Source organism: Acidithiobacillus ferriphilus (assembly GCF_018854775.1).
In the GTDB taxonomy this organism is placed as follows: Bacteria; Pseudomonadota; Gammaproteobacteria; order Acidithiobacillales; family Acidithiobacillaceae; genus Acidithiobacillus; species Acidithiobacillus ferriphilus.
In genome coordinates, this window is record NZ_JAAZTY010000031.1 from 1 (window position 1) to 25,122 (window position 25,122).

Consider the following 25,122-nt stretch of genomic DNA (forward strand, 5'->3'; position numbering starts at 1 on the left):
GGATTACCGCCAGCGGCCGTCCCAAGGATCAGTTGGGCGCCGAGGATTTTGTCCTGATGAATCTGCGGGGGCAGGTTGTGCAGGCCCCGCCGGGACGTAAACCCTCTGCTGAAGTCGCCATCCATGAGGTGGTCTATCGGCATGTGCCTGACGCCCAGGTCATTTTCCACGTCCACTCCATCGAGGCCAATCTCTGCGGGCACTTTGCGCAGCAGGGCCGGTTGCGCCTGCCAACTCTGGAAATGCTCAAAGGTCTGGGCGTGCCCGATGCCGAGCCGCGGGTGGATCTGCCGGTCTTCGCCAATCATGTGAATGTCACCCGGATTGCCGAAGATATGGACAGGGCCTTTGCCCAGGCGCTGCCTCGCGTTCCCGGTGCGCTGATTCATCAGCACGGGGTGACGGCCTGGGGCCCGGATTTCCTGGCGGCCAGGCATCATCTCGAATTGCTGGAATACTGTTTTCGTTATCTCGTACAGGCGAAAGCCCTCGCCATAGGAGTCTAGGATGAGTCAAGCCCTTCTCACCGTCATCGGCGAAGATCGCCCTGGTATCGTCGCCGCCGTCACCCAAGCCCTGTTCACTGCAGACTGCTCCATCGGTGATGCCTCGATGATGCGTCTCGGCGGTTACTTCACCATTATGCAGGTCATCGATTATCCGCGTGATCTGGGTTCCGTGGAAATGGCGCTGGACCCTGCCATCAAACGTCTCAATCTGCGGGTGCATCTGGACCCTATCCCCAGCGTGGCGCTGAGCGCAGATATGCCGAACACCCGGGTCACCGTTTACGGGGCCGATCATCCGGGCATTGTCGCGGGCGTCACCGGGGCCTTGGCAGCCATCGGTTTCAATGTGATTGATTTGGAAAGCGAGAGTTCCGGCAGTGCCGAGCGGCCACTCTATGTGATGGTCATTCAAGGCTATGCGCCAGAGGGGGTGGAGAGTGTCCGCAAGGCCGTGGCGCCGTTGCGGGAGAGGGAAGGGGTGGAAATCGGTGTGCACCCCATCGAGGCGGCGGTGTTCTGATGGCGGTGCTTTCCATTCTGACCTATCCGGACCCCAGGCTGCAGCGCAAAGCCGAGCCGGTCAGCGTATTTGACGACGATCTGCACCATTTTGTCGGTGATCTGACGGAAACCATGTATGCCGGTCCGGGGGGTGTGGGTATTGCGGCGCCACAGGTGGACCGTCCGCAGCGCATCGTGCTTGTCGACGTGCGTCCCAAGCTGGGGGAGAACTGCCACGGGCTCATGGTGTTGATCAATCCCGAGCTGGTGGCGTGGGAGGGCATGGCGGTGGGCCGCGAGGGCTGCATGTCGGTGCCGGACTTTACCGGCAATGTCATCCGCGCCGAACGCATACAAGTGCAGGCGCAGGATGCCTCGGGACGAGAGCGGAGTTACGAGTGCGAAGGCTTCGAGGCCCGAGCCGTTCAGCATGAAATGGATCATCTCGACGGTTTTCTTTTTCTGGACCGGCTGGTTTCGCGGAAGATTGATCTGTTCCGGCGGAAAAACTACAAGAAGTAGGCCGGCGTCGTTGACCGGACTACGGATACCCGCGAAACGCAATTTAGTTCGCTCGGACTGGCAAATATAAGCCCCAAGAGGCCCACCCCTCTTTTCAGTATTCCGATCAGCCCGGCAGCCATCGGTATTTCCCGCAACATCGTTTTTCGGTCGTGTCGACCGCGAATCGCCGTACTGTTGTACTGAGGAGTAAAAGGCATGGAAAAAGGGTGTCGGAATCTGACGGTATGTTTTTTTATGCTGTTTTTAAACATTTTTTGCGCCGGCTATGCGTGGTCTGAGGGCGTCTCCCCCCCCAACACCCGCAACATCAATGGCCCGATCCACGTCAGTGCAGAAAACAAAGGTTGGGTGACCCACATCCTGCCTACAGGGCGTATCGTCAGTCCCGTGGGCTTGGTCAACGGTGCCCCCAACTTCGTGACTGAGGTGGTGCCGGTAGGGAATCATGTGGCCGCCCTGGCCAACGGAGCGACGCGCGCGCAGACCATCACCCTCTACGATCAGAAGACCCTGGAGCGGGTGGCAGAAATTGTCGCCTACAAAAAAGATGCCAAGAAAGCGGCTCCCAGACCCAACGATATCACTGATTTGCATGGTGAAACCATCGCTCATCAAAGCTTCTTTCAAGGCATGGTGGCAGGCGCCGACCAGACGATCTATGCAGCCGGTGGAGAGAGTGGCGATGTCGCCGCCTTTGCGCTAAGGGGTGGCAAGCCCGCGCTCCTACGCCGTTATCCTCTGACCTGGCAACCTTTTCCAAAAGACCAGTACCCCTACGAATATCAGGGGCACCACATTAATCAGCCCAGACTGTTTTATCCCGATGCCGTTGCCGTGGGTCCCCACGGTAACTATCTCTATGTGACGGGTATGCTGTCCAACAGCCTGGCCCGCGTCAACATTCAGAGTGGGCAGACCGATTACCTCAATGTTGGACCCTACCCCTACGCGGTCACTTTTGCCGATGGCGGCCAGAAGCTGGTAATCAGCCTCTGGGGTGGTAACGCCGTTGCGGTAGTGGACCCTGCATCCATGAAGCTATTGGGTACCGTGCGTGTCGGCCCCCCTCCCGGTCCCGACAGTACCGATGCCGGTGTCCACCCCACGGCATTGGCCGCCGTCCCTCATTCGCCGGATGTTTTTGTAGCCCTCGCCAATGTCGACCGTATCGCCGAAGTGGACACCATCAAACTCAGCGTCAAACGCCTTCTCAATGACAGCCCCTATCCCGACGCCCCGCCAGGCAGCTATCCCGACGGCCTGACCATCGTCGATGGTAAACTCTTTGTCGCCAATGCCGGCAACAACGACGTCGCCGTCTATAACGCGCTGACTGGCAAAGGCCTCGGCCTCATCCCGACAGGCTGGTACCCAACGGCGATCACTCATGCGGGCAACGCCCTCTATGTGGTAGGCGCCAAAGGCCTGGGCTCCGGCCCCAACGTCGACCACCAGTGGGTGGGCGACATGATGGACGGACTCATTCAGAAAATTGACCTGAATGACCTCTCGACCCATCTCCCGGCCTGGACCCGGCAAAGCCTGCGCAATGACGATTTTACTGATGCCCAACGTCACGCGCGTCACGCGGAAGACGTCAAAAGCGCTGCCTTTCTGCGCAAACACATCCATTACGTGGTCTTCATTTTGCGCGAGAACAAGACCTTCGACGAAGATCTGGGTGATTACCAACGTGCCGGGGCCTGGGCGGAGCCGCGTCTTGACCTGTATGGGCCCAAGGATCTGCCCAACCTCTATCATCTTGCCCGTCATAACACCTTGTTTGTGAATTTCATGGCCGATGGCGAGGTGACTGCGCAGGGTCATCAGTGGACGACGGCGGCTTCAGATTCTGACTTTGTGCAGCGTACCTGGCCGGAATACTACTCTGGGCGTGGCCTGGTCCCCAATCCGGGCTGGACGCAGTCCTTGTTACCTGGTGGCGCGAGCGGGACGGGTGGTATACCTCTCGGTGTTGATAACCCTTATGCGATTTATGAAAACCTCTCGGTACTCGGCAAGTGGTCCAATCCCTGGATCAGCTATCCGCAGCGCCTTTTTTTGTTTAATGATTTGCTCGATCACAAGGTGTCGTTTGAGGACTTCGGCGAGTTCGTCTCGCGCTCCCAGGCGGGCAATATCTCCACAGCGATGAAAAAGCATTTGGCCACCGGCTTCCCCGGCTGGGACCGGATGATCCTCGACACCTACCGCGAAAAAATGGCGGTACAATGGCTGAAGGCCCATCCAGGCGCCAAGTTCCCGCACTTTATTTACATCTGGTTGCCGGATGATCACACCGCAGGTCGTTCGCCGTGCTATTACACGCCAAACTATTACGTGGCCAACAATGACTACGCAACGGCCAAGTTTATTCACTACCTTTCCACCACACCGGAATGGAAACACATGGTGGTGTTCCTGACCGAGGACGATGCCCAGTCAGGAGCCGATCACCTCAATGCGCACCGGACCTTCGCGCTGGCCGTGGGACCTTGGGTGAAGAAAGGATATTTGGAAACCAAGCTCTACTCGCAAGTTAACATCTTGAAGACTACGGAAGCGATTTTTGGTCTGCCGCCGATGTCGCAATGGGACGAAAATGCTGGCGTATTCTCCGGCATGTGGACGCATCATCCGGATTACGCCGAGACCAGGCTGTTCCCGATGCAGGTGCCGGTTGCGTTCAACGCAGGCCAATGTGATGACTACACCCTGATGCGTCGCGAGGCCGGGGCTTCCGGACATCCTCTGCGCCCGGATTCAAAATGGTATATCTGGTACAAAGCCCATCAGGCGCAGCATGGTGCCGGGTTGCCGCCTCCGGGTAAGGGGGAAGCCTACGCGCCCACGACCTTGCTCAAGGTGCCGGGTCCCGAGCAGATGAAGCAGGAATGGATTGCCACCAAGGGGGTAAAGGCCTGGCACAAGGAGGTCGCTTATTTGAAGGCTTATGCGCAAAAGCGGCATGCCCCCGTTGCCGCCTATCAGGCCGGGGAGACGGAGTGACAGGGCTTTGCCCGGGGCAGTCTGACGAGGCTGGGCGCGCGCCGATGTGGCATGCGGTTTAACATAGCGGGACGTATATAGATAATGGCCGACGGGCCGTCTAATCCAACGATAATATGTAGAGGCATGCTCAAGGTTAAAAATTGATGTCGCAACTCGAACATATCGAAGCCATCGAAAAACGTCTGTGGAGTGCCGCCGACAACCCGCGCGCCAACTCCAACTACGCCAGCGGAGCAGATCGAGCCCAAACTGCCCAGTCGCGGCGGCAAGACCCGCGACCTGACCAAGGAAGACTTCTCCCAGCAGAGCGCGATTTATCTGCGGCCCAAGGCGCAGTTCGATACCCTCGTGGCCTTGCCCGACAGCGCCGACCGTAAATGATCAGACCATCGACAAGGAGCGTTACATGAATGCTCTCGATTTACAGGTCTCAATCCTGCTCTATCCCCAAGCTGGCGGGAGCGATGCTACCGAGGTTCGGCTGGAGGGAGATACGGTCTGGCTTACTCAGAAACAGATGGCCGAGTTGTTTGCGACCACCCCGGAAAACATATTGATGCACCTGAAAAACGCTTATCAGGAAGGTGAACTGCGGGAGTCGGTAACTGCTAAGGATTTCTTAGTGGTTCGCCAGGAGGGCAAGCGCCAGGTAAAACGCCAGCTCAAACACTACAACCTGGACGCCATCATCTCGGTTGGTTACCGGGTGAACTCCACCCAAGCCACCCACTTTCGTCAGTGGGCCACGCGAGTGCTGCGCGAGCATCTGACGCAAGGATTCAGCATAGAGGAGCGCGCCGCCCATCTGCTCTATTTCGTGATCAAAAACCATCCGTTTTCCGATGGCAACAAACGCTCCGGGGCCTTTGTGTTCCTGTTATAGCTGCGTCAGGAAGGCATGCGCCTGACTTTGGACGAAAACGGCCTGACGGCGCTGACGCTGCTGATCGCCAAGAGCGACCCGAAGGCCAAGGATCTGATGGTGCGTCTGGTGATGAACCTGTTGGCCGTGGGCCCCGGCACGAAAGGGGATGCATGAACTACACCGAAGATGCCCTCGTCCAGCAGGCCACCGCCGACTGCCTGGGGTAGCGGCTGGGGGACTTCGATTTCGATGCGCCGGAACACAACGAATTTCTTTGCGTGCGCGAGCTGTGGGTGAAGGACAATCTCTACCGGCGACGGGCGGGCATCACCGGTTTCGTCAACGGTCTGCCGCTTTCGAGCAGAATTTCTCTGGTTGCCGCGACTGTTCGCGGACAAAATAGTATCATCCTGGCTTCTCGTGGATCCTCCGTCTCCGGGTGAACTTTCCAGTGGCAAGTATGCAGTGTTACCAGTCATCGAGACTGATTGGCCTAACCGATTGTACACGGATCACTGGAGGGGCCGGAGGATGTGGAAAAGATGAAAATACCATATGCTATTGACTGGTTATATTGAGGATCGGAGAGATGCCATGCGCCCATCGCTCGCGTTTGAACTTCATCGCAATGCTGTGCGTGAAGCCGTAAGCCGCTTTCCCACAACGAATCCGCGTGTGTTTGGCTCAGCAATACGTGGTACCGATGAAGACGGCAGCGACCTCGATCTACTGGTTGATGCGCTGCCAGGTGCAACGTTGTTCGATCTAGGCGGCTTACAATGCGAACTTGAGTCTTTGCTTGGCGTCCACGTCGATCTGCTGACCCCCGCAGATTTGCCGTTGAAGTTCCGCGCCAAAGTGCTTGAGGAAGCGCGGCCGGTATGAGCGAGAACCGACTTCCCGACTACCTTGATCATATAAAACAAGCGGCAACAGATGCCTGCAGCTTTGTGAAAGACATGGGTAAAATCGATTTCATAAATGACAAGCGCACTCAGCAAGCCGTTATTATGAATCTCATCATCATCGGTGAGGCCGCAACTAAAGTGATGGACATATACCCAGAGTTTGCGGAAGACCACTCAGAAATACCTTGGCGAAGTATGCGCGGAATGCGCAACCGCATCGCCCATGGTTACTTCGACATCAATCTCGACGTGGTTTGGGATACCATAAAGACGGCGCTGCCGGAATTGGCGGCACAAATATCTGGTGTTGTTCGCTGATAATGAATTATCAGCCCGGGCGCATGTCCCCAAACGGCGCCAAGGCAGCGGACATTCTCGCTGCGGCCTGGGGCCGAGTAATATCGGCGAGTAACAGCTGCTTGTGACCGAGGATGCTACGGGGATATTATACTACAGCTTGGAACGTCACGTTGCATTCTGTCGAATTTACGTTTAACGCGATTAGGCCGCCGCGTTTTCCCCGCTCTGCGGCCGATTCTCTTTCCCTACAGACAGGAGACTCGCCATGATGAAGCTACTAAGCAATCTTCCTGACCACGTAGTTGGTGTCAGCGCTTCAGGTCAAATTGATGCGAAAGACTATGAGACTGTCCTCATCCCTGCCCTTGATGCAGCCCTCCAGAAGCATAAGCGGATACGAGTGCTCTATCAACTCACTCCAGATTTCGAGGGCTTCACCACCGGAGCTATGTGGGATGACGCCAAACTTGGACTCGCGCACTTGAAGGCGTGGGAGCGAATCGCAGTCGTGACGGACGTTCACTGGGTCGCCAATACGATGCGAATGTTTGCGTTTCTACTGCCGGGGCGATTCAGTGATTTGCTACGTTTCCATTTGAATGTTAGGCTTCCGACATGAGCCTTGAGCATCTACAGCCATTTGCCGGCCAACATGCGATTCAGTCAGCAGCGTTCTCCGCGGATTTCTCGTCTGAGTTGAATCTGCAAGAAGTGGAGCAGTTAAAGACAGCCGCATCTGGTCTAAAAGCGGACTTTCCTAACATTGTCGACCAATTCCGCACAACACTAAGTTTCTCCGTCAATCCCGCAGAGCAGAATCAGTCTGCGCCGCCCCCGGGGGCGCCAAGCATTGGTGGTTTTGTGCTGTCGCGCCCATCTGCCGAAGCAGTTCCAGGCGCTAATCTGCGGCAAGTGTTGGTGTCACTTAAGAACGTCATTATCATCATCAACGACTATACACGATGGGCAAAATTCACGGCGGATATCGAACGATATTTAGGTGTTCTACTTAAACCAATAAATGCCCAAAAAGGAGTTGCCAGTATTGGACTCCAATTCACGGATGCTTTTACCTGGAATGCTGATCCTGAAGACTTGAACCTTGCTGAAGTTTTTTCTATAAATACAGACTACTTGGTGCCAAGTGTATTCAAAAGGGGGGTAGCTCTTTGGCACTCGCACCACGGCTACCTTCTGGAGCAAACCAATCCAGTAGCATTCCAGCAGATTGAGAATATTAATGTCAGTCACAATCTAGTCAACGGAAATCCACAGTTACAAATCCTTACATCTCATAAGGCGACATTCAGAAAACCGCTTTATAAGGTATTAGATTCTAATAAGGAAAAAATATCTCAAATAATGGATGGCATGCACAGGGGAAATAAAACCATGCTTGCCGATCTTCTGACCGCTGAGGTTCAGAATAAAATAAACCTCAACAGTCTTGGGGGGTGAAAATGGAACCGTTATCAATGTTTATTTTGACTGGTGCGCTTCTCACGAACCAACCGACTAGCCCATCAGTCACCGATTCCTACGCGGGCAGCGAACTGCATTATGATTATGCGCCGACTCGTTTCTCGCTGCCGACGCCTGAGAATATTATTGCTGAACCTGCGACTCTCAATACTTTGGATGCGCCTATTACTCAGGCATTGAGTCCGAAGGAGTGTCTGATGCGCGAGGTATTAAGCTATGCCGGATTTGCTGATGGGTGGAATGGCGAAGGAAGTGAGGGTCCAACACAGCAGGCTGTGACCGCTGCCATTAAGTTTATAAATGCCGTTCCTGCTCGACTACCACTACCGCGACCGATGTTGTCATTAAATGGAGAAATTGGCCTCTATTGGGGCCTAGAAGGTGGCTATGGAGAGACCACGTTTGAATTAAACGGTGAGTTTGCCTTCTTCTCTCGTGATATGCAGGGCACAGAATATTTTGAAGAAAATTTGAATGTTTATGGCCTAACAGATGCTTGGTTCTGGGAGAAACTTGGCCATCTTGATATCATTCAGAATGCCGCATAGTAGCTGATGAAATGTAAGGACTTTTTCGATTCAGTAAAGGAGGCAGAATCGAAACTAAGCAAAGAACTCCAGAAACATCCTGAATCAACCCAAGTGGAGTGGGAAAATGAAAGTGCTTCCTCTTACTCCCCGGGTGTGGTCCAAAGTGCGGAAGTTTTAGCGCGACAAATAGTTGATCCAACTCACTTTGATCGAGTCAGCGGTACGATTAAGCCTACCTTTTTTGATGATGCGGCAAGCATTGGCGCATCATGCCATCGACTCAATTACATAGATTATCAAACAATTCAGAAAATGACGGAGCAGCGGGTCGCTCAGGCGAATCAAAACCCGCCAAGCACCGGACCTCGAACTGCAATAGGCTACGCCTCGGTTATTGCTGAGGAAGTTCGATCCATTAGGACTGGCAGCAATCCAAACCGACGAGGCTCTGCCGTCTACGATACAGCAAAATCGGACGATAATTCTCACGTCGATATCTGTCAGCTAGTGTCTACTCGGCAAGATGGCAAGAGCGTACGAGCACAGCTTTGGAAACTCGCGAAAGATCGCCTAATGAAGTTTCCGCCACCACAGACCAACGATGACTAGCATTGAGTTCTATTCCCTATTCCGGAGCATACCTTGCTTTAGTACCTATTTTACAAAGTGGGCTTTTTATTTGGGTATCCGGTATCCGGAATCCGGAATTATCACCAGTTCTATAGTCATATCACTAATGTGTTGCGGTTCCGAGTGTCCGCAATATTTGAACTAGCTGACCATATTGAGGAAGCATGCAGGTGACCGCTCAGGGTCGTAGGACTAAACCGCTGGCGCGGTAGGGTGGCTTCGTTCTGATTTTGTGGGCCATTGTGACAACGTGCCCTCCATTTCCTATGTTGAAAGCTCAGGCAATTCGCCTGCTTTCAGGATAGGAGCAGCGTCATGACCCCTTTGAATCGGGACATTACTCCCCTACGTCAACGCATGATCGATGATATGCGGATGCGCAAACTAGCCCCTAAGACACAAACCGCCTATATCCGAGCCGTGCGGAAATTCGCAGGCTATCTGGGGCGACCACCGGACACGGCGGCAGCGGAAGACCTCCGTTCTTTCCAGTTATACCTCGCCAATCACGGTGTTTCGTCGATCACCGTCAACGCTACCATCACCGGGCTGAAGTTTTTCTTTGAAGTCACGCTTGATCGTGCTGACTGTATGTCAAAGATGCAATCCGTGCCGGTCCCGCGCAGGCTACCCGTGGTATTGAGTCGTGAGGAAGTAGCCCAACTGATCGCCTCCGCCCCAAATTTGAAGTACCAAACCGTCTTCTCGGTCGCCTATGGTGCAGGACTGCGCTCTCATGAGGTGATCTCCCTCAAGGTCGGAGACGTCGATAGCCAGCGCATGGTTCTGCGGGTCGAACAGGGCAAAGGACTACAGGATCGCTACGCCATGCTCTCGCCAGTACTGCTGGAGCGTCTGCGTGCCTGGTGGTGGGCAGCCCACGCACAAGGGAAGATGCTCCGTGGTGGTTGGCTGTTCCCAGGACGCGACCCAAGTCATCCGCTCAGTCCTCGACAAATCAACCGCGCCATACACTTTGCTGCGACTGCGGCAGGGATCAGTAAACGGGTTTCGATGCATACGTTGCGCCATAGTTTCGCCACCCATCTGTTGGAACAGAAAGTCGATATCCGGATCATTCAGGTCCTGCTCGGCCACCGGCGTCTGGAGACCACGGCGCTCTATGCCCATGTGGCCACGGAAATCCTGCGTGAAGTGGTCAGTCCAATCGAGGGCTTGCGCCCCATGTAGGCCATCTCCGTGGAACAGCCCGGCCGTAGAGGTCGCGGATATTTTTCGTGCCCATGGGCCTTCCTGGCGACAAGCTCAGCACACCCACTTGAGCCGCAGCCAACTCAAGGTCATGTCCGCCATCGAACAGTGCCGCAGCGCAGCGCTGGGAGGACATCTGCTGCGCTGCACGGAGTGTGCGCATACGGACATCTCTTATAACTCTTGCCGCAACCGGCATTGCCCTAAGTGCCAGGCCAGCGCGGCTCGACGCTGGCTGGAGGCACGGCAAACCGAGCTGCTGCCAGTGGATTATTATCATGTGGTATTCACCCTGCCAGCACCCATCAGCGCGATCGCTTATTCCAACAAGGCGGTGATGTATCGCCTGCTGTTTAACGTCGCTGCCGAAACACTGGAAACCATTGCGGCCGATCCCCGGCATCTGGGTGCACGCATCGGGGCTACGCTGGTTCTGCACACATGGGGATCGGCGCTGACACATCACCCCCATGTCCATGGTATTGTCCCCGGTGGCGGCTTGTCACTAGACGGCACCCGTTGGGTCGCCTGCAGACCGGGGTTTTTCCTACCGGTACGGGTGCTCTCGCGCCTGTTTCGACGGCGCTTTCTCGAAGCACTCCGTCAGGCGCACCACGCCGGCCAGCTCCAGTTTTTCGGAGAATATGCTGCGCTGGTCGATACCGGCGCCTTCGCCGACTGGCTCGCGCCATTGCGGAACTGCGAATGGGTGGTTTATGCCAAGCGCCCCTTTGCCGGGCCTGCAGCGGTGCTGGCCTATCTATCCCGTTATACGCATCGGGTGGCGATTTCCAACCGGCGCCTCGTGGCCTTTGACGCGCACGGGGTAACCTTCCGCTGGAAAGATTACCGGGCAAAAGGTCGTACTCGTCATAAAATCATGACCCTCAGCACGGACGAATTCATGCGTCGCTTTCTGATGCATGTTTTACCCAGCGGGTTCCATCGCATTCGCCACTATGGGCTGCTGGCCAACGCCAGGCGCAAGAAAAACCTAGTGCTGGTCCGTAACCTTTTGCACGCGACACCCGATGCATCGCCAGAAAACGAGGATACCTCCGCAGGAACAACCACCCAGCCCACCTTCGTCTGCCCGGATTGCGGGGCCGCGATGGTCATCGTCGAGACTCTGGTGCGTGCATCTTCCATCCGTGCACCACCCCGGCATGGAGTTGCGCAATGATTGCCAGCGCCCACCGATACCTACCCTACTGCCCACCGGCGATATATTGGCCAGAGCCAATAAGAGACCCTTGGGCATCGTCCAGAAAACAGCATAATTTTCGCCTGTTGAATCGTAGTGTGCCGACAGAAATCGAGCATATCCGACCACGAGCTGCCCGCCCCGGAGAACAACTCCGTCCACAGTCCTGCCAATCTGGCCTTTTATGCCAGGATATGACGCTTCAAATCCCCATAGCCTGTAGCCTCATCTGAACGTCACGTTTCCCCCCGCGGTTTCCTCCTTCGTGGCTTGTCCGACGCCTGCCCGATAAGTCCCGCAGCACCAGTCGCCGCGTGGGCAGGCATCAGACAACCCTTAGCGATAGTGGCCGTCCAGACATAGAAAATGGGCGAGTTTATGAACGCTTCTGCACACCAAATCTGGGTCAGAAGTGTCCAGTTATCAAGCGTTAAGAAAACTTTAATCATCAGAACTGATAACATTTGGCGCTAGATTTAGCGTCGTTGTGCTTCTGAATTGAAACCACTGTCCATCGTTCTATTTTCTTTCATTCAATTCCAATCCAGCTGATCGCTTCCCAGCATTTTTCTAAGGCTTCGAAATCTTCCTTGCCGAATGGATGGCGAGGACGTTGCAAACAAATCGAATACCGCTCCAACGGGCACTCAATGCGGTGAGCAAATACTGACCGATAAATAAAATCGCAGCTAGTGCAATTGTCCATCGAGTGGCACCAACAAGATTTAGCGACAGCGGAACCAAGACAATAAGTGGTAAGGATAGAACAGCCATATCACGATACATCAAGAATAACTTGTGTGCTTCTAACACCTCTTGTTCGTTTGATATCTGCTTATAGAGCTTATACCACATGGAATTCTGCCCTGTAGAGTCGGTAGGTAATGCACCTACGTTTTCCTTTAAAGCCATCATATCAATCCGAGGGTCACGTGGACCGTATTTTGTAAATGCCTCGCATCCGGGCAGCACACCGAGAGGCTTCCAATAGACTAACATTGACTTCACATCGTGCGGCAATGCATTCACGACCAAGAGCACCACGATAGGCATAACCATTGTTATCAACACGCGCACGATACCAATCTGCGTCAATGTTGTTACCCCATTTACCAAATTTGGGTCAACGAACAAACACACGAAGAGGGCATCTGTGGCAGCCAACAGGACAAGCCACTTCATGTTTAGGGACTTTAGGGAGCGTTCACCGCTGCTTTTCATCCCGCGTACTCCCTATCAATGGTGTAAGTCTCGTTATCGATGGTGAATTAAATCCAGCCATCACGGCGTGTGGTAAGCGCATATCGATCCTTCATCATTGCCCGAACGCGCACCCCTCTCTCCCGTGGCACGGCGATAGTCTGGAACAGTTGTGTCTTATGCTCGAAATGATTTAACGTGGCGATTTGGACAACCATCAAAATTAGCGTAGGCCCATACTTTTCCATTATTGAGCAGGTATTTATTTCAACTTCCCTTTTCAGTGTAGATTTTTTTCTTCGTCGCACTCACCTCAATGTGAACATTTCCGAAGTGCTTTGTTGAGTAGACTCGCTCCTTAGCCAATGAGTTGTAATACGTATAGTCGTATGAATGGCCTCTGTGATCTGACACCACCACAAACTGCGGATCGATGTGCTTAAACACATCCTTCTCGATATTCTGGGGGCTGCCATGATGAGGGGCTAAGAATACGTTTGCCTTAAGTTCATCTGCACCATGGTATGCAAGTATGTCTCTCCAAGCTTCTTTAGTTGCATCGCCACCCAGCAGAATAGAGACCCCCTCATGCACTATTTTCAGGACATAACTCAAATGATTAAATTCCTCGGTTTCAATTGCCTTCCGCACCATTTCGTTGGACGGGCCAAGCACTTTTATACCATCTTCTTTCCAATAGCTTAATCTCTCCCCACCTTGGAAAAGTTTTAGAACCTTTGGCTCTGACGAAGCTTTCCTCAGCTTCTGATAAGCTAGCCAATCATTTCTTGAATATCCGCCAATTTGCATCCTGTCGAGATCCATTTCTTTTTCATGCGGCGTATCCCAGAAGTTATGTATTTTTCTTTCTTTATCGAGATCATAAAGGCCGGACATGTGATCCATGTCTGGGTGCGTTAAAATGAACCGGAATATTGATTCGTTGGGGTACGTACGATTTAAAAAATCAATTGGGCACTGAAGAACATCGTCGTCGTCATTAATTCGTGAATTATCGATGTCGACAACCATCAAACGTTCACTTGGAAGCTTGATTACTGTGCAGTTCCCTTTCCCAACATTTAAGAAGTGAATCTTCAACATTCCATGCCTCCTCTGTATATCCATTGTGCCGCCAATAGCCAATCTAAATAGATCAAGTATATTGTGCTGCACCAATTATCAGCATAACAATAATGGAGGAAGATCTCACGTGCGCCATGATTTCACGGTTGGATTTTGTGAGGGTGCGCAGGAGACCTTATGCATCCTGTCCCATGTGGTATCTTCAATTCTAAGCCCACAAAGACAATGAAATTCTTCCTCTCAGAGCCCGGCAAGCATGAGGCATGGCTCTAGCCTATTTATACACCCGCTTCCAGTCAGCTACCGAACATCAGGGCTCAACGGCGGCAGGGCAACAGAAACTGCCGCTCATTCATAATTGCGAACGAGCAGTACCATTCAAATTTGACGGTTATTTGTATCATATTTGTACCAGAAATATGCCGTTTGGACATCAACCACCCAGAAGAACTAGCTAGTTTCACAGTGAATCTATATAAATTTCGTCATCGTGTCCGCCAAGCATATCGCTTTGTAGATTTTTAATTCTATTTATAATTATGCCGTTTAAATCTTCGATATCACCGAATCTTTTCCTGATGCAATCCGCGACTTTTGTTATACATGAAGGGTCATTAACATAATTAATTATAGCGTCATCGATAGCTTTAATTACTTTATCAGCGGTGCTTTTATTTGTCATGGTTTCCCCGTAATCACTAGAGCTAACATACGTATTAATGGCATGTAAGCATTTGAAGATTGCTCACGTGTCGGACCAAGAACCATCGTCTACACAATAATTATTCTTGCTTGTTCAGTGTTGAACAACTCGTATACCTATTGCAGAAGACGCCAATATGACAACCGGACACTGCAAGCCAACGACCGCTTACAGTCTAGTGCCGCCGATCAGAACCCAATGTAGGCAGCGCATCCTTCAGCATGTATCAAGATATATCGATATGGTTTCTGTTGTCCATGTTGCCACACCTGCGCCAAAGAAATCTCGATCTTCCGTCCAGATCGGACAATCCAGCAGCAAGGACGCTGTCACCGCCGGTCAATCCCGTTCGTCTCTCCGGGCAATTCTGGCTTTTGCGGCGTTTTCTACAGGCGACTGCTCAGCGACAATGTTTCCTGGCCAATCAACTGTACGGCCACCATGAGCGTATCTAGCGCATCCCGCCATACCACTTCGGATATCCCCCGGGCGAGGGCCAATTCTGCCAAGTAGTGCGCGGTTTCGTCATAATTCGCTTCGGCCACATAGAAACTGACCCTGTCACATGCATCGGCGATGAGCAGCCGCACTCGCCGCCCCAAGATAGCACGAATCAGGATGTTGGCGTCTACAACCAACCTCCTACGCGGCATGATCTTTTTTGCGCCATTTCTTGAACCCTGCAACCAGTTCGTCCTCTGTGATACCCAGGCGTTCCATTTCTTCACGCATTCGCCGCCCTGCTTCGAGCAAAGCATCCCTCTCTGACTGGCTGGGTTTTTTGGGGACAGGGATGTAAAAGCCGATGGTCTGCCCATGTCGGGTAACCTCAATGGGCATTGAGGCTTCGAGATATTCAGCTAATTTGTCGCGTAATTCTCGCACTCCTACACGTAGGCTCATAATCGCCTCCTTTCAGCCACATTGTGTACGCAATATATTACACAAGACGGGCCCAATCAAGCCGCTGCGTACCTAATCACTTTCCATGCCGAGCCTCACAACGGACGGACTGGGCTGGCAGTTGCCTGGCGAGTGATCGGTGATGCAGCGGAAGTAGTCGTCCGGCGGCTTGACCATCGTGTTCTCCAAACTCGTCACCATGATTGGAAACCGTGGCTGCCTACTGAAAATGGTTTTCGAGAATTGCAACCCATTGATTTACTGTGCGGCAATGATCACCATTTGAACCCTCTCAAAAACGACCCATTACAAACACAAGCACCACTGGTGTTTGAAATATATGTAGCTATAATAAATAAATGAAGATCACCAAGGACTACGGAGAAATCCGCCTCATCACGGCGGGCATGTTGCGGGAACGGATGGTGGTCATGGTATGGACGCCGCGTAACATCGATGATCGGCACATTATCAGTATGAGGAAGGCTAATGAGCGAGAACAAATCCAATATGCCCAGCACCTGGATTGATCCGGACGATGCCCCCGAGCTGGACGCGCAGTTTTTTCGGGAAGCGGACTTATATCAGGGGGACCAACTGATCCGGCGCGGCCGGGGACGCCCGAAGCTGGCCAGTCGCAAGGTGCTGCTCTCGGTGCGTTACAGCCCGGAGGTAGTCACCTACTTCCGGCAGACCGGAGAAGGGTGGCAATCCCGCATGGATGCGGTACTGCGTGAGTATATCCAGCGCAAGGCATAGTTCGATGGGTTTCCCGGACAAGGGAGCGCTGATGGGCAAGCGAGGAAGCGATCGGTCACCAATCCGGTGGGTATCATGCAACATTTGCTAAAAACAGGTGGGGGAGATTCTCCCGAACCCTGTCTGCAGTGCCTGCCAGACAGGCGCATACCCGTGGTATTGGGTGTCACGGGACATCGGGATATGCTGGACAAGGAAAATCTGCAAGGCCGTCCCCGGCAACATGGATAGACTGAATGGTTTCCGGACGGAAGTGATTCGCGCATGGCTGCACGCGCTCAGGCGGCGCAGTCAGCGCGCACGAATGTCTTGGCGGCGTTTTGGCCCGATAGTGAAGCGATACCTTCCTCCCGTAAAACTGGCTCATCCCTACCCATCGCAAAGGTTTCGCGTCATGACCTGAGGTAGGAGCCGTATGCGGTAATTCCGCTCGTATGGATCTGTGCGGGGGGCAGTGGGTAACTACTGTCCCTACCGCGACCCGTGAGGCCCTATTTCAGCGCGCAAGCGATGGCCAGGTGACTGCATGCTGCACATTCAACTAACCCCGGGTAACATGGTGGAGGACCGTGCGGTACGCAGGATGGGGGCGGTGTTGTGCCCTCAGCCCGAGCGCCCGACAGGGGCATAGAGGTATTCATAAAAGTTGTCCATGGCGATGCCTTGCGTGTCGTAGCCCGTGGCCTGAACGACATCACCCTTGACTCTCATGGCGACCATACAGGCATGCTGAGCTGGGAGCGTGTCGACTGTGACGAAAGAGGGGCCGTTGCGACCGCAGGCATTATCGGGATATTCCCGATTCAGGCGGGAAATCAGTGTTTGTACCACATGCCAGGCTTGCAGCGGAGATGCGGCGGCGAAGGCGCGCTCGTTGCGCCAGGCGGCTTCTACGGCTTGGCGCTCCTGGGCAGTAGGCGCTTGTGAGAGCGCTTCCCGGTGCAGATGATCCAGAGCCTGCAAGGCGACATAGAGGTCCGTACGCGCGCCACTTTGTTGGTCAATGACGTGGACACTCAGGGCGATGGCAAGGACACCATAGGTAATGATGATGATGCCGATTGTCCAGGCAAAACGCAGGCGGGCGGAGGCGGACGGACGTTCTGCCATCAGCTGTGGCGGCGCTGGGTCTGGTAGTGACGGCGGGTGGGTTGCTGTACCCGGCGATCGGCGATACTGCCTTCTTCATGCCGTATCTGCAGGCGATTTTCGGCGGCGAAGCGCATGATTTCGGCAAAGGCCTCCGGGCGAATCTCTTCCAGGCTCTCGTCTATGATAATGGCGGCGTTGCCATTGATAGTGGCGGGCTCAATGAGGGGCAGATAATGGATTTTGTGGTCGGCGCCGAAATGAGCCAGTCCAACCCCTTCAATGAGCATCTCCGCCCAGGCGGAGGGGCGGAATTTGCCACCGCTTTCGGTAACGCCATCGATGATGATCATGGATGCATGCGCTCTTTGGGGAAACGGGCGATGATGATAGCGCTCCTTTCGGAGAGAATGAAGGGGGTCACGAAAAGGTCTCAACCGGGGCCGGGTGTTCGCAAAGGTTATCAATGTATTGCGTGAAATCGGCACCTATCTCGGGGTGTAACTTGCCAAAGGCGATGGTCGCCTTCAGATAACCAAGTTTGTCGCCGCAATCAAAGCGCTGCCCGGAAAAAAGATAAGCCAGCACCTGCCGTTCTTCCAACAGATGGGCGATGGCATCCGTCAGTTGAATCTCGCCACCCGCGCCTTGCTGAGTCTGTTCCAGAAAGTGAAACACCCGTGCGGGGAGGATGTAGCGTCCAACCACGCCCAGATTAGAGGGCGCGTTTTCGGGCTTGGGTTTTTCGATGATGCCGCTAATCTGGTAAATACGATCATCCCAGGGCCGCGCGTCGACTACGCCGTAGCGGGTGGAATGTTCCCGTGGAATTTCTTCCACGCCGAGAATGCCTGCTTGATAGCGGTGGTGCTGTTCTACCATTTGTGCGAGCACGGGTGGCTCACCGAGCATAAGATCGTCTGCCAATAAAACCGCAAAGGGTTCATCACCCACCACTGGGCGAGCCATCAGCACCGCATGCCCAAGCCCGAGAGGGTAGGGCTGACGTAGAAAAATGGTGCTGACATGGCTGGGCAGGATACCCCGCACTTGCTCCAGCAAGGCCACCTTGCCGCGTTTTTCCAGCTCGATTTCCAACTCGTAAGAAACGTCGAAGTGGTCTTCGATGGCACGCTTGCCGCGTCCGCTGATGAAAATGAGTTGGTCGCAGCCTGCGGCGATGGCTTCCTCCACGGCATACTGAATGAGTGGCTTATCCACTACCGGCATCATTTCCTTGGCGCTAGCCTTGGTGGCCGGGAGAAAACGAGTACCCAGGCCGGCCACGGGGAAGACTGCTTTGCGCACTTCAGCCATGCTTTATCTCCTTAATTGTATGACGAGAGTATAACGAAGACTGTGGGTTTGCCGCAAAGCACCCACCGAATGGAATTGTCACCGGTTTTGGTCAAAATGATTTGTTGCTGTCTCTCTGGTTGTTTCACTGTTGGCACCCAGCTTATCACGGATGGCTTTCCCTCCCCCCACCCCGCCCGCCATGGCAAAGCGCAGAGCTTGTTGCGGGGTGAGATCGGGCAGGGGGATGACCTTGTCGCGTGGTACGAGGCAGGTGAAGCCACCGATACCGTAGCTCATGGGGATAAACACCGCGATACATTCCTCGGGCAAGCGGGGCAGTTCGCTGAGGATGTCGCGCGTGACCAGACCGATGAGGTAACCCATGTCGCCGCCCTGGCGAACCAGTACGGCGCTACGGAAACCGCGGTCCGTCCCGCCAAAAAGCAAGCCTACCGTTTCGTGAATGGTGCTGTAGAGGCTATGTAGTACGGGAATGCGTCCGAGGACGGTGTTCAGCTTCTCAAAAATCCAGGCGGTCAGGACATGGGAGGCGAGGAAACCGACACCAAGAATGATCATCAGGGTGAGCAACAAGCCCAGGCCGGGGATGTCGACGCCAAAAAGCGCCTTAATCGGTGCCTCAAAAAGGTTGTTCAGCCAGCCGCCAATCCACAACACCACGTAAACCGTCAGCCCAATGGGCAGCGAAATGAGCAAACCCTGAGCGAACCAGCGACGCAGGTGGATGCGCTGGAAGAGGGGTTTCTGGGCAATGGGAACGGGTAGTGTCATCAGGCCGGTGACGGAGTCAAAGTACGCTCAGCATAGCAAAATCGGTGATGGGGGCAAAGCATCGGCGCATCGCTACTCTTCATCCCGGTCCTCCTGACCCTTGAAAAGTTGCGGAGCCAGACTGTGCTTGCGCATCAATTTGTAAAGATCAGTCCGATGTCGGCCAGCTATGCGCGCGGCGCGGGAGATGTTGCCATCCGTAGCGCGCAACAGGTTTTCCAGATAAGCACGTTCAAAGGCAGCCTTGGCATCTTGCAGGGGTGGAAAAGCGCTCTGTCCACCTTGGCGACCATTGTCGGGAATGGTGTCGGCGGCGACCCAGCCTTTTTCAGTGACCGCCGCGGCAAAGGTGACGGCGTTCTCCAGTTCGCGGACATTGCCGGGCCAGGATCGTTGCATCAGCTTGTCGAGGGCTTCGGGGCTGAAGCCCAGAATATCCCGATTCAGTCGCTGACTTTCCCGATCAAGAAAGTACTGGGCCAGCAAGAGAATATCTTCCGCCCTTTCACTCAGGCTGGGGACCCGCAGCGGGATTACATGCAGGCGATAGTAAAGGTCCTCGCGGAAGGCACCACTGGCGGTGAGGGTATGAATATCCTGATGGGTAGCGCTGATGACCCGCAGGTCGACAGCTATCTCTGTTTTCGCGCCGACGGGACGTAGGCTGCCTTCCTGAAGGACACGGAGCAATTTAACCTGCAGGGTAAGAGGTAAATCGGCAATTTCATCCAGAAAGAGGGTGCCGTTGTTGGCGCTGCGGATTAATCCGACATGGTCTTGAGTGGCGCCGGTGAAGGCACCTTTGACATGGCCGAAGAGCTCGCTTTCCGCCAGTTCGGCGGGTATGGCGCCGCAGTTGACCGCAATGAATGGTCCGTCACAGCGCGGGCTGGCAGCGTGGATGGCACGAGCGACCCGTTCCTTGCCGGAGCCGCTTTCCCCGGAAAGGAAAACGCTGGCTTTCGAACTGGCGATCCGCGCCAATTCGTCCACCAGCGCGGCCATGATCGGACTGCGGTGGAGAATGCTCTGCCCCGCCTGTTCGCGCAAAGCTGTCCGGAGTTTGCGGGTTTCCTGACTGGCATGGCGCTGCACAAGGGCGGCTTTGGTCAGTTCTTGGAGTTCTTCGTTGCTGAAGGGTTTGCTCAGGTACCCGAATGCCTGCGCACGCATGGCCGCTACCGCGTTGGGGATGCTGCCATGGGCGGTGAGCAGAATGACCGGCAGATCGGGGTCAAGCGCCTGCACCGCCTCGAGCACGGCCATTCCATCCATGCCCGGCATGCGCAGATCGGTGATGACCAGATCGGGCCTGTCCGTGTGCAAAATCTGCATGCCTTGTGCAGGATCACTGCTCACCAGAACATGGTATCCCTCACTTTCCAGCCAGAGGCCGAGCAGGCGCAGAAAGTCGGGATCGTCGTCAATGGTGAGAATGGTGGGGATAGCTTTGGGCATCTTAGGGCCGTTTGGGAACGTGGTGGTCAAGAGATTTTTCGGCATGGTCATGGAGGAGATTTTCCAGACTATGCAGACGCACTTGTGCGGCAGCGGATTGTGCATGGGTGGCCGCTAATTGTGCCCGGGCCTTTCGGAGTGCTGCTATACATGCGTCCTTGGTGGCGGTGTGTTCTTGTAGAGCGTGGACGATACGCCGCAGGGGGAGCGTCTTGGCAGCCACTTCGTTATTCTGAGCCGCCAACCCCAACTCTCTCGCTGCATTTCCTAAAGCCGTGCTATTCAGCGGCTCGCTACGCAAGTAAGCATCCGCTAACGCTTCGTGGATGCGTGCGCAAGCAGTGGATGTGGCCAAGCCACAGTGGGCGAGATCGTCATTGAGCGGTATGTTACGTGTTGCACCGGGCAGGAGGGACTGTGGCGTAACCTGTGCGCACGCACTCAGCATCGCGGCGAGACCGAGTGCGGCAAAAATCGGAGAGAGCTTAGTGCGTCGGCGCATCAAACGGCTTCGACATTGCGCGCAGCGGGTAACCAGATTTCGGCGCAGAGACCGCCGCTGGGGCGATTGTGCATCCTGATCCAGCCGCCTTGGGCGCCCACCAGTTCGCGGGTGATCGCCAGGCCCAGGCCCGTGCCGCGCGGTAGGCTGTTGCTGACCGGTACCTGATAGAAACGTTCGAAGACCCGTTCCAGCAGAGCATCAGGAATACCAGGGCCACTGTCGCTGACGCTAAAATGGACACCCTTTTGCTGCGCCGTTGCACGAACCTCAATTCGTCCGTCTGCCGGACTATATTTATGGGCATTGCTGACCAGATTGGTCAGAATCTGTCGCAGTCTTTGCGGATCGGCATAGACACTGAGTTGCTCCGCCCCGTCACAATCCAAGGTCTGATTTTTTTTATCCGTTAGCGGCTGCATACGTTTTTGCAGGTCGACCAGCACTTCGGCAACAGGGAGATCCTGCGGGGAAAAATCCAGGGAGCGCGCTTGCAGGGCGTGCATATCCAGCATTTCATGAATGGCGGCATACAACTCTTTGACCTGGCGGACGATGATTTCGAGCACTTCGTGCTGGCGCGGCAACAGCGGGCCGATGCGCTCACTGAGCAGGAGTTCACTGCCGGAACGCGCCGAGGCCAGCGGAGTTATCAACTCGTGGGACACCTGGCTGAGGAATTCGTGTCGCAAACGTTCTTCTTCCCGTAGCCGCGTCTGCATGCTTTCAATGCTGCGGGCAAGATCGCGGAGCTCCTGGGGGCCTTCACTGGCGACATTCGTCAGTTTGCCCGCGCCAATATCCTCCACGGCACGACGAAAGTCCTTGAGGGGCCGGGTCAGGGCGGTGGCTACCCGCCAGGGGATGAGTATGCTGAGCAAAGCGGTGATGAATACCAGTGCATAGAGGAGTTGCACGGCCCGGGTCCGTGCCGCAGCGGCCGCAGCGCCTTGCCGAGCGAGGAGCGTCGTCATCGCCAGATGTACGGCCTGAAATTTTTTTTCGACGGCGGCTTTGCTGGCCTTCGCGGCGGCGCTGTCGCCAACGGTCTGCGCATAATTGACCAGGCTGCCTTGCAACTGTTGCATGGCCATCATGAGAGCGGGGTGATTGCGGGTGGCGCGTTGTAGTGTTTGCAGGTCATGCTCTTCACTGGTCACCAGTTGGATGAAGGTCTTTTCATAACCCGCCTGCGGCAGCACCTGGGCAAGCTGACGAAAAAATTCCGCTTGACGCTGGGTGTTTTTAATTTTTAGCAATTGTTTTTGCAGGGGTAACCCGACCTGAACGAGGGTGTCGCTGCTGTTGCCGAGGGTGTGAATGGAGCGAACCGCGACGTAGACCACACCGCCCACCAGCAGCAGTATCGCCAAAGCGACCAGCAGTACCCGCCGCGGGATGGAGTCGGCTCTGTTATGTTCTACGCGCGTCGGGACGACTGACTCGCGGTCTGTGCTGTGTCCTTCCATTAAATCGGCCGCCATTGGTTCTCCGGGTCTTTGGCACTGGACGCGCATTGGCATGCCCATAATACCCCTCACTAGCCAGAGTGTAAGCGACCCAGGCGTCGAGGCCTAGTGTAGACCATTGGCTACGCTTAAACATCCATGTGAATGGAGTGGTTTGGTGTCGTGTCGACCCCGGCCGTTATACTCAGGACTCAGCACCGGCCAGTAAGGCGGCTGCCGCCTGAGTAACGGCATCGCTGATTTCAATGCCGCCCAGCATGCGGGCGATTTCCTGCTGGCGCTCGGTGTGGTTCAGTGCGCGTACCGCGCTGAGGGTTTGCCCATTCATGACCTGTTTTTCCACCCGCAGGTGCTGGTGTCCCTGGGCGGCCACCTGTGCCAGATGGGTGACACAGAGGACTTGTTGGCGCACGCCGAGGCGGCGCAGCAGGCGGCCAACCCGTTCGGCAACCGCGCCGCCGATACCCACATCCACTTCGTCGAAAATCAGGGTGTCGATGCGTTCGGGTGCGGCAAGAATGACCTGAAGCGCGAGGCCGATACGTGACAGTTCGCCGCCGGAGGCCACTTTGGCCAAGGGTTGGGCGGGATGACCGGGGTTGGCGGTAATCCATATCTCCACCTGATCCCAGCCGGTATCGCGCCATTGTTTTTCGGCTTCGGGGTGGCTGTTCAGGCGTAGCTCGATGGCCGCATGGGGCATCCCCAGTTGCTGGATTTGCGCGACGACGGCCTGGGCCAGCGCATCCTGCTGTTGCTGGCGCGCGCCGCTGAGGGCAGCGCAGCCCTCCACGTATGCCGCCCGCGCCTGGGCCAGTTCGTGCTCGGCGGCGCTGCGCATGGCGTCGAGATCTTCGCTGGCCAGCAACTCCTGGCGCAGAGCGCTTAGCTTGGCTAACAGCCCGGCTATGTCGCAGTGGTGTTTACGTTGCAGATCCTGCAGGAGTTGCAGGCGCTGGGCGATGCTTTCCAGCCGCTCTGGATCGGCCTCCAAGTCGGTGGCATAGGCGCGCAGGCCGGTAATGGCTTCTTCGGTCTGAATCAGTGCCGAGTTGAGCAATTCATCGCATTCCGCGAGACGGGGATCATGGGCGCGGGCGGCGCTCACGTGGCGTTGCGCTTCGGCGAGGGAGCGCCCAGCGGCGGTATCTTCGCCATCCAGCCGGGCGAGAGCGGTCAAGATATTTTCCCGGAGCTTGTCCACGGCGCCGAGACGCTGTTCTTCAGCGCGCAGGTCTTCCCATTCGTCGGTCTGCAAGTCGGCGGCTTCCAGCTCGGCGAGCAGAAAGCGCTGCCAGTCTTCCTGCTCGTGTTGCCTGCCCTGCTGTTCCTGTAACGCGGCGCAGCGCTGGGCGGCTTGGCGCCATTGCCGGTAGCGGTCGGCAACGGTGCTCAGGGTGCTCTCCAATCCGGCGAAACGATCCAGCAGAAACAGTTGGCGTTCCGGCTGAAGCAGGCTCTGATGCGCATGCTGGCCGAGAAGCTCGACCAGGGTTTCACCGAACTCTTTGAGCTGGCCATTGGTGACACTGCGACCGTTGATGAAGGCACGGCTGCGGCCGTTGCGCTGAATGATGCGGCGCAGGAGGCAGACATCCTCGTCCTCGATTTCCTGTTCGCGCAGCCACTGACGCGCGGGGTGTTCCGGGCCGAGACCGTATTCGGCACTGATTTCCGCTTGCTCGGCACCATGACGGATGTCTTCGGCATGGCCTTTGTCGCCGAGGAGCAGGGCGATGGCGTCCACCAGAATGGACTTGCCCGCGCCGGTTTCGCCGGTGAGCACCGTCAGTCCTGCGGCGAAATCGACACTGACGGCGTCGATCAGGGCAAAGTCGCGCACTTGCAGGTTGAGGAGCATCAGTCTTCTCCGGGGGATTCGGCCCAGTGCAGTTTACCGCGCAGAATCTGGAAGAAGTTTTCCTCTTCGGGATGGATGAGGCGGGCGGAGCAGGGCGCACGACGGATGACGACCTCGTCGCCGATCTCCAGGGGGATGCTGTAGTGGCTGTCCAGACTGAGTGCGGCCGACTGGCGGCTAGCGGTGAGGCGGGCGCGGACTTCTACGGTATCGGCTACTACCAGGGGACGCGCAGTGAGGGTATGTGGGCAGATGGGGACGAGGAGGAGCGCCGCGAGGGCGGGTGTGAGGATGGGACCGCCTACGCCATGTCGGCGGGCGGT

General features: G+C 55.5%; 32 protein-coding genes and 1 pseudogene. 18 read left to right on the top strand and 15 right to left on the bottom strand.

Annotation, left to right across the window (positions count from 1 at the left end; genetic code table 11):
* The 16 genes from mtnB to HF921_RS02805 all read left to right on the top strand — a co-directional run.
* Positions 1 to 506 (top strand): methylthioribulose 1-phosphate dehydratase (gene mtnB / locus HF921_RS02740; RefSeq protein WP_215893261.1); only part of this gene is annotated, 506 nt, incomplete at its 5' end.
* A gap of 1 nt (position 507) precedes the next feature.
* On the top strand, positions 508 to 1,029 hold the full coding sequence (locus tag HF921_RS02745; RefSeq protein ID WP_064218990.1) for a glycine cleavage system protein R: 522 nt from the start codon (positions 508 to 510) through the stop codon (positions 1,027 to 1,029).
* A complete protein-coding gene (def, locus tag HF921_RS02750; RefSeq protein WP_064218989.1) occupies positions 1,029 to 1,532 on the top strand; it encodes a peptide deformylase in 504 nt (167 codons plus the stop codon). The genes HF921_RS02745 and def overlap by 1 nt, the downstream gene beginning before the upstream one ends.
* Positions 1,533 to 1,730: 198 nt before the next feature.
* The gene (locus tag HF921_RS02755; protein ID WP_215892312.1) at positions 1,731 to 4,544 is read left to right on the top strand and encodes a bifunctional YncE family protein/alkaline phosphatase family protein; all 2,814 of its coding nucleotides are present in this window, start codon (positions 1,731 to 1,733) and stop codon (positions 4,542 to 4,544) included.
* A 192-nt stretch (positions 4,545 to 4,736) separates the two neighbouring features.
* Complete coding sequence (locus HF921_RS02760) at positions 4,737 to 4,928, top strand: hypothetical protein (protein WP_215892311.1); 192 nt, start codon at positions 4,737 to 4,739, stop codon at positions 4,926 to 4,928.
* A 25-nt stretch (positions 4,929 to 4,953) separates the two neighbouring features.
* Positions 4,954 to 5,430, top strand: a complete 477-nt coding sequence (gene rhuM, locus HF921_RS02765) for a virulence protein RhuM/Fic/DOC family protein (protein ID WP_226834298.1) — start codon at positions 4,954 to 4,956, stop codon at positions 5,428 to 5,430.
* A gap of 15 nt (positions 5,431 to 5,445) precedes the next feature.
* The gene (locus HF921_RS13290; RefSeq protein WP_226834299.1) at positions 5,446 to 5,586 is read left to right on the top strand and encodes a hypothetical protein; all 141 of its coding nucleotides are present in this window, start codon (positions 5,446 to 5,448) and stop codon (positions 5,584 to 5,586) included.
* A gap of 56 nt (positions 5,587 to 5,642) precedes the next feature.
* Positions 5,643 to 5,855, top strand: a complete 213-nt coding sequence (locus tag HF921_RS13625) for a type I restriction endonuclease (protein WP_325757704.1) — start codon at positions 5,643 to 5,645, stop codon at positions 5,853 to 5,855.
* A gap of 151 nt (positions 5,856 to 6,006) precedes the next feature.
* A complete protein-coding gene (locus tag HF921_RS02770; RefSeq protein WP_123101710.1) occupies positions 6,007 to 6,297 on the top strand; it encodes a nucleotidyltransferase family protein in 291 nt (96 codons plus the stop codon).
* Positions 6,294 to 6,638: a HepT-like ribonuclease domain-containing protein gene (locus HF921_RS02775; protein ID WP_215850186.1), complete on the top strand. Its 345-nt coding sequence runs from the start codon at positions 6,294 to 6,296 to the stop codon at positions 6,636 to 6,638. Before HF921_RS02770 ends, HF921_RS02775 begins: the two co-directional genes overlap by 4 nt.
* 247 nt (positions 6,639 to 6,885) lie before the next feature.
* Positions 6,886 to 7,239 carry a SpoIIAA family protein gene (locus tag HF921_RS02780; RefSeq protein WP_215893262.1) on the top strand — a complete coding sequence of 118 codons (354 nt, stop codon included), beginning with the start codon at positions 6,886 to 6,888 and terminating at the stop codon, positions 7,237 to 7,239.
* Complete coding sequence (locus tag HF921_RS02785; protein WP_215893263.1) at positions 7,236 to 8,078, top strand: TIGR04255 family protein; 843 nt, start codon at positions 7,236 to 7,238, stop codon at positions 8,076 to 8,078. Before HF921_RS02780 ends, HF921_RS02785 begins: the two co-directional genes overlap by 4 nt.
* Positions 8,079 to 8,095: 17 nt before the next feature.
* Positions 8,096 to 8,650, top strand: a complete 555-nt coding sequence (locus HF921_RS02790) for a hypothetical protein (protein WP_215893264.1) — start codon at positions 8,096 to 8,098, stop codon at positions 8,648 to 8,650.
* Between the two features lie 6 nt (positions 8,651 to 8,656).
* Positions 8,657 to 9,241, top strand: coding sequence for a hypothetical protein (locus tag HF921_RS02795; RefSeq protein ID WP_215893265.1), 585 nt, complete (start codon positions 8,657 to 8,659; stop codon positions 9,239 to 9,241).
* A gap of 336 nt (positions 9,242 to 9,577) precedes the next feature.
* Positions 9,578 to 10,453, top strand: a complete 876-nt coding sequence (locus HF921_RS02800; protein ID WP_198660758.1) for a tyrosine-type recombinase/integrase — start codon at positions 9,578 to 9,580, stop codon at positions 10,451 to 10,453.
* Between the two features lie 40 nt (positions 10,454 to 10,493).
* On the top strand, positions 10,494 to 11,657 hold the full coding sequence (locus tag HF921_RS02805) for an IS91 family transposase (RefSeq protein ID WP_215893269.1): 1,164 nt from the start codon (positions 10,494 to 10,496) through the stop codon (positions 11,655 to 11,657).
* Positions 11,658 to 12,248: 591 nt separating this feature from the next.
* Here the strand turns inward: HF921_RS02805 and HF921_RS02810 are convergent.
* The 6 genes from HF921_RS02810 to HF921_RS02830 form a co-directional block, all read right to left on the bottom strand.
* Positions 12,249 to 12,899, bottom strand: a complete 651-nt coding sequence (locus tag HF921_RS02810; RefSeq protein WP_215860271.1) for a hypothetical protein — start codon at positions 12,897 to 12,899, stop codon at positions 12,249 to 12,251.
* Between the two features lie 246 nt (positions 12,900 to 13,145).
* Positions 13,146 to 13,982: a ComEC/Rec2 family competence protein gene (locus HF921_RS02815; RefSeq protein ID WP_215860272.1), complete on the bottom strand. Its 837-nt coding sequence runs from the start codon at positions 13,980 to 13,982 to the stop codon at positions 13,146 to 13,148.
* A 442-nt stretch (positions 13,983 to 14,424) separates the two neighbouring features.
* Entirely contained in the window at positions 14,425 to 14,646 is a 222-nt protein-coding gene (locus HF921_RS02820) for a hypothetical protein (RefSeq protein WP_215893266.1), read from the bottom strand.
* 237 nt (positions 14,647 to 14,883) lie between these two features.
* Positions 14,884 to 15,000 (bottom strand): PIN domain-containing protein, encoded by a 117-nt coding sequence (locus HF921_RS13630; RefSeq protein ID WP_404813105.1) that lies wholly within the window; start codon positions 14,998 to 15,000, stop codon positions 14,884 to 14,886.
* A gap of 53 nt (positions 15,001 to 15,053) precedes the next feature.
* Positions 15,054 to 15,320 carry a PIN domain-containing protein gene (locus HF921_RS13415; protein ID WP_264318180.1) on the bottom strand — a complete coding sequence of 89 codons (267 nt, stop codon included), beginning with the start codon at positions 15,318 to 15,320 and terminating at the stop codon, positions 15,054 to 15,056.
* Positions 15,310 to 15,570, bottom strand: a complete 261-nt coding sequence (locus HF921_RS02830) for a hypothetical protein (RefSeq protein ID WP_064218686.1) — start codon at positions 15,568 to 15,570, stop codon at positions 15,310 to 15,312. The genes HF921_RS13415 and HF921_RS02830 overlap by 11 nt, the downstream gene beginning before the upstream one ends.
* A gap of 359 nt (positions 15,571 to 15,929) precedes the next feature.
* Here HF921_RS02830 and HF921_RS02835 point away from each other — a divergent pair, with 359 nt between their 5' ends.
* Both HF921_RS02835 and HF921_RS02840 read left to right on the top strand, forming a co-directional pair.
* Entirely contained in the window at positions 15,930 to 16,100 is a 171-nt protein-coding gene (locus HF921_RS02835) for a BrnT family toxin (protein ID WP_215893267.1), read from the top strand.
* Positions 16,060 to 16,329 carry a BrnA antitoxin family protein gene (locus tag HF921_RS02840; protein ID WP_064218684.1) on the top strand — a complete coding sequence of 90 codons (270 nt, stop codon included), beginning with the start codon at positions 16,060 to 16,062 and terminating at the stop codon, positions 16,327 to 16,329. Before HF921_RS02835 ends, HF921_RS02840 begins: the two co-directional genes overlap by 41 nt.
* 603 nt (positions 16,330 to 16,932) lie before the next feature.
* On the opposite strand, the gene HF921_RS02845 is transcribed toward HF921_RS02840, so the two are convergent.
* The 9 genes and pseudogenes from HF921_RS02845 to HF921_RS02885 all read right to left on the bottom strand — a co-directional run.
* On the bottom strand, positions 16,933 to 17,439 hold the full coding sequence (locus HF921_RS02845) for a hypothetical protein (protein WP_064218683.1): 507 nt from the start codon (positions 17,437 to 17,439) through the stop codon (positions 16,933 to 16,935).
* The gene (locus HF921_RS02850) at positions 17,439 to 17,771 is read right to left on the bottom strand and encodes a DUF3579 domain-containing protein (protein WP_215849203.1); all 333 of its coding nucleotides are present in this window, start codon (positions 17,769 to 17,771) and stop codon (positions 17,439 to 17,441) included. Before HF921_RS02850 ends, HF921_RS02845 begins: the two co-directional genes overlap by 1 nt.
* Before the next feature lie 67 nt (positions 17,772 to 17,838).
* Positions 17,839 to 18,735 carry a UTP--glucose-1-phosphate uridylyltransferase GalU gene (galU, locus tag HF921_RS02855; RefSeq protein WP_064218876.1) on the bottom strand — a complete coding sequence of 299 codons (897 nt, stop codon included), beginning with the start codon at positions 18,733 to 18,735 and terminating at the stop codon, positions 17,839 to 17,841.
* Between the two features lie 78 nt (positions 18,736 to 18,813).
* Positions 18,814 to 19,509 (bottom strand): DUF502 domain-containing protein, encoded by a 696-nt coding sequence (locus tag HF921_RS02860; protein ID WP_064218877.1) that lies wholly within the window; start codon positions 19,507 to 19,509, stop codon positions 18,814 to 18,816.
* A gap of 72 nt (positions 19,510 to 19,581) precedes the next feature.
* Entirely contained in the window at positions 19,582 to 20,967 is a 1,386-nt protein-coding gene (locus HF921_RS02865) for a sigma-54-dependent transcriptional regulator (protein ID WP_215892966.1), read from the bottom strand.
* A 1-nt stretch (position 20,968) separates the two neighbouring features.
* On the bottom strand, positions 20,969 to 21,469 hold the full coding sequence (locus HF921_RS02870; protein WP_064218879.1) for a hypothetical protein: 501 nt from the start codon (positions 21,467 to 21,469) through the stop codon (positions 20,969 to 20,971).
* Positions 21,469 to 22,953: a sensor histidine kinase gene (locus HF921_RS02875; protein ID WP_215892964.1), complete on the bottom strand. Its 1,485-nt coding sequence runs from the start codon at positions 22,951 to 22,953 to the stop codon at positions 21,469 to 21,471. Before HF921_RS02875 ends, HF921_RS02870 begins: the two co-directional genes overlap by 1 nt.
* Before the next feature lie 169 nt (positions 22,954 to 23,122).
* Positions 23,123 to 24,799: a DNA repair protein RecN gene (recN, locus tag HF921_RS02880; protein WP_064218881.1), complete on the bottom strand. Its 1,677-nt coding sequence runs from the start codon at positions 24,797 to 24,799 to the stop codon at positions 23,123 to 23,125.
* Positions 24,799 to 25,122 (bottom strand): annotated as a pseudogene (locus HF921_RS02885) (NAD(+)/NADH kinase); the annotation flags it as partial. The pseudogene HF921_RS02885 and the gene recN, both read right to left, overlap by 1 nt.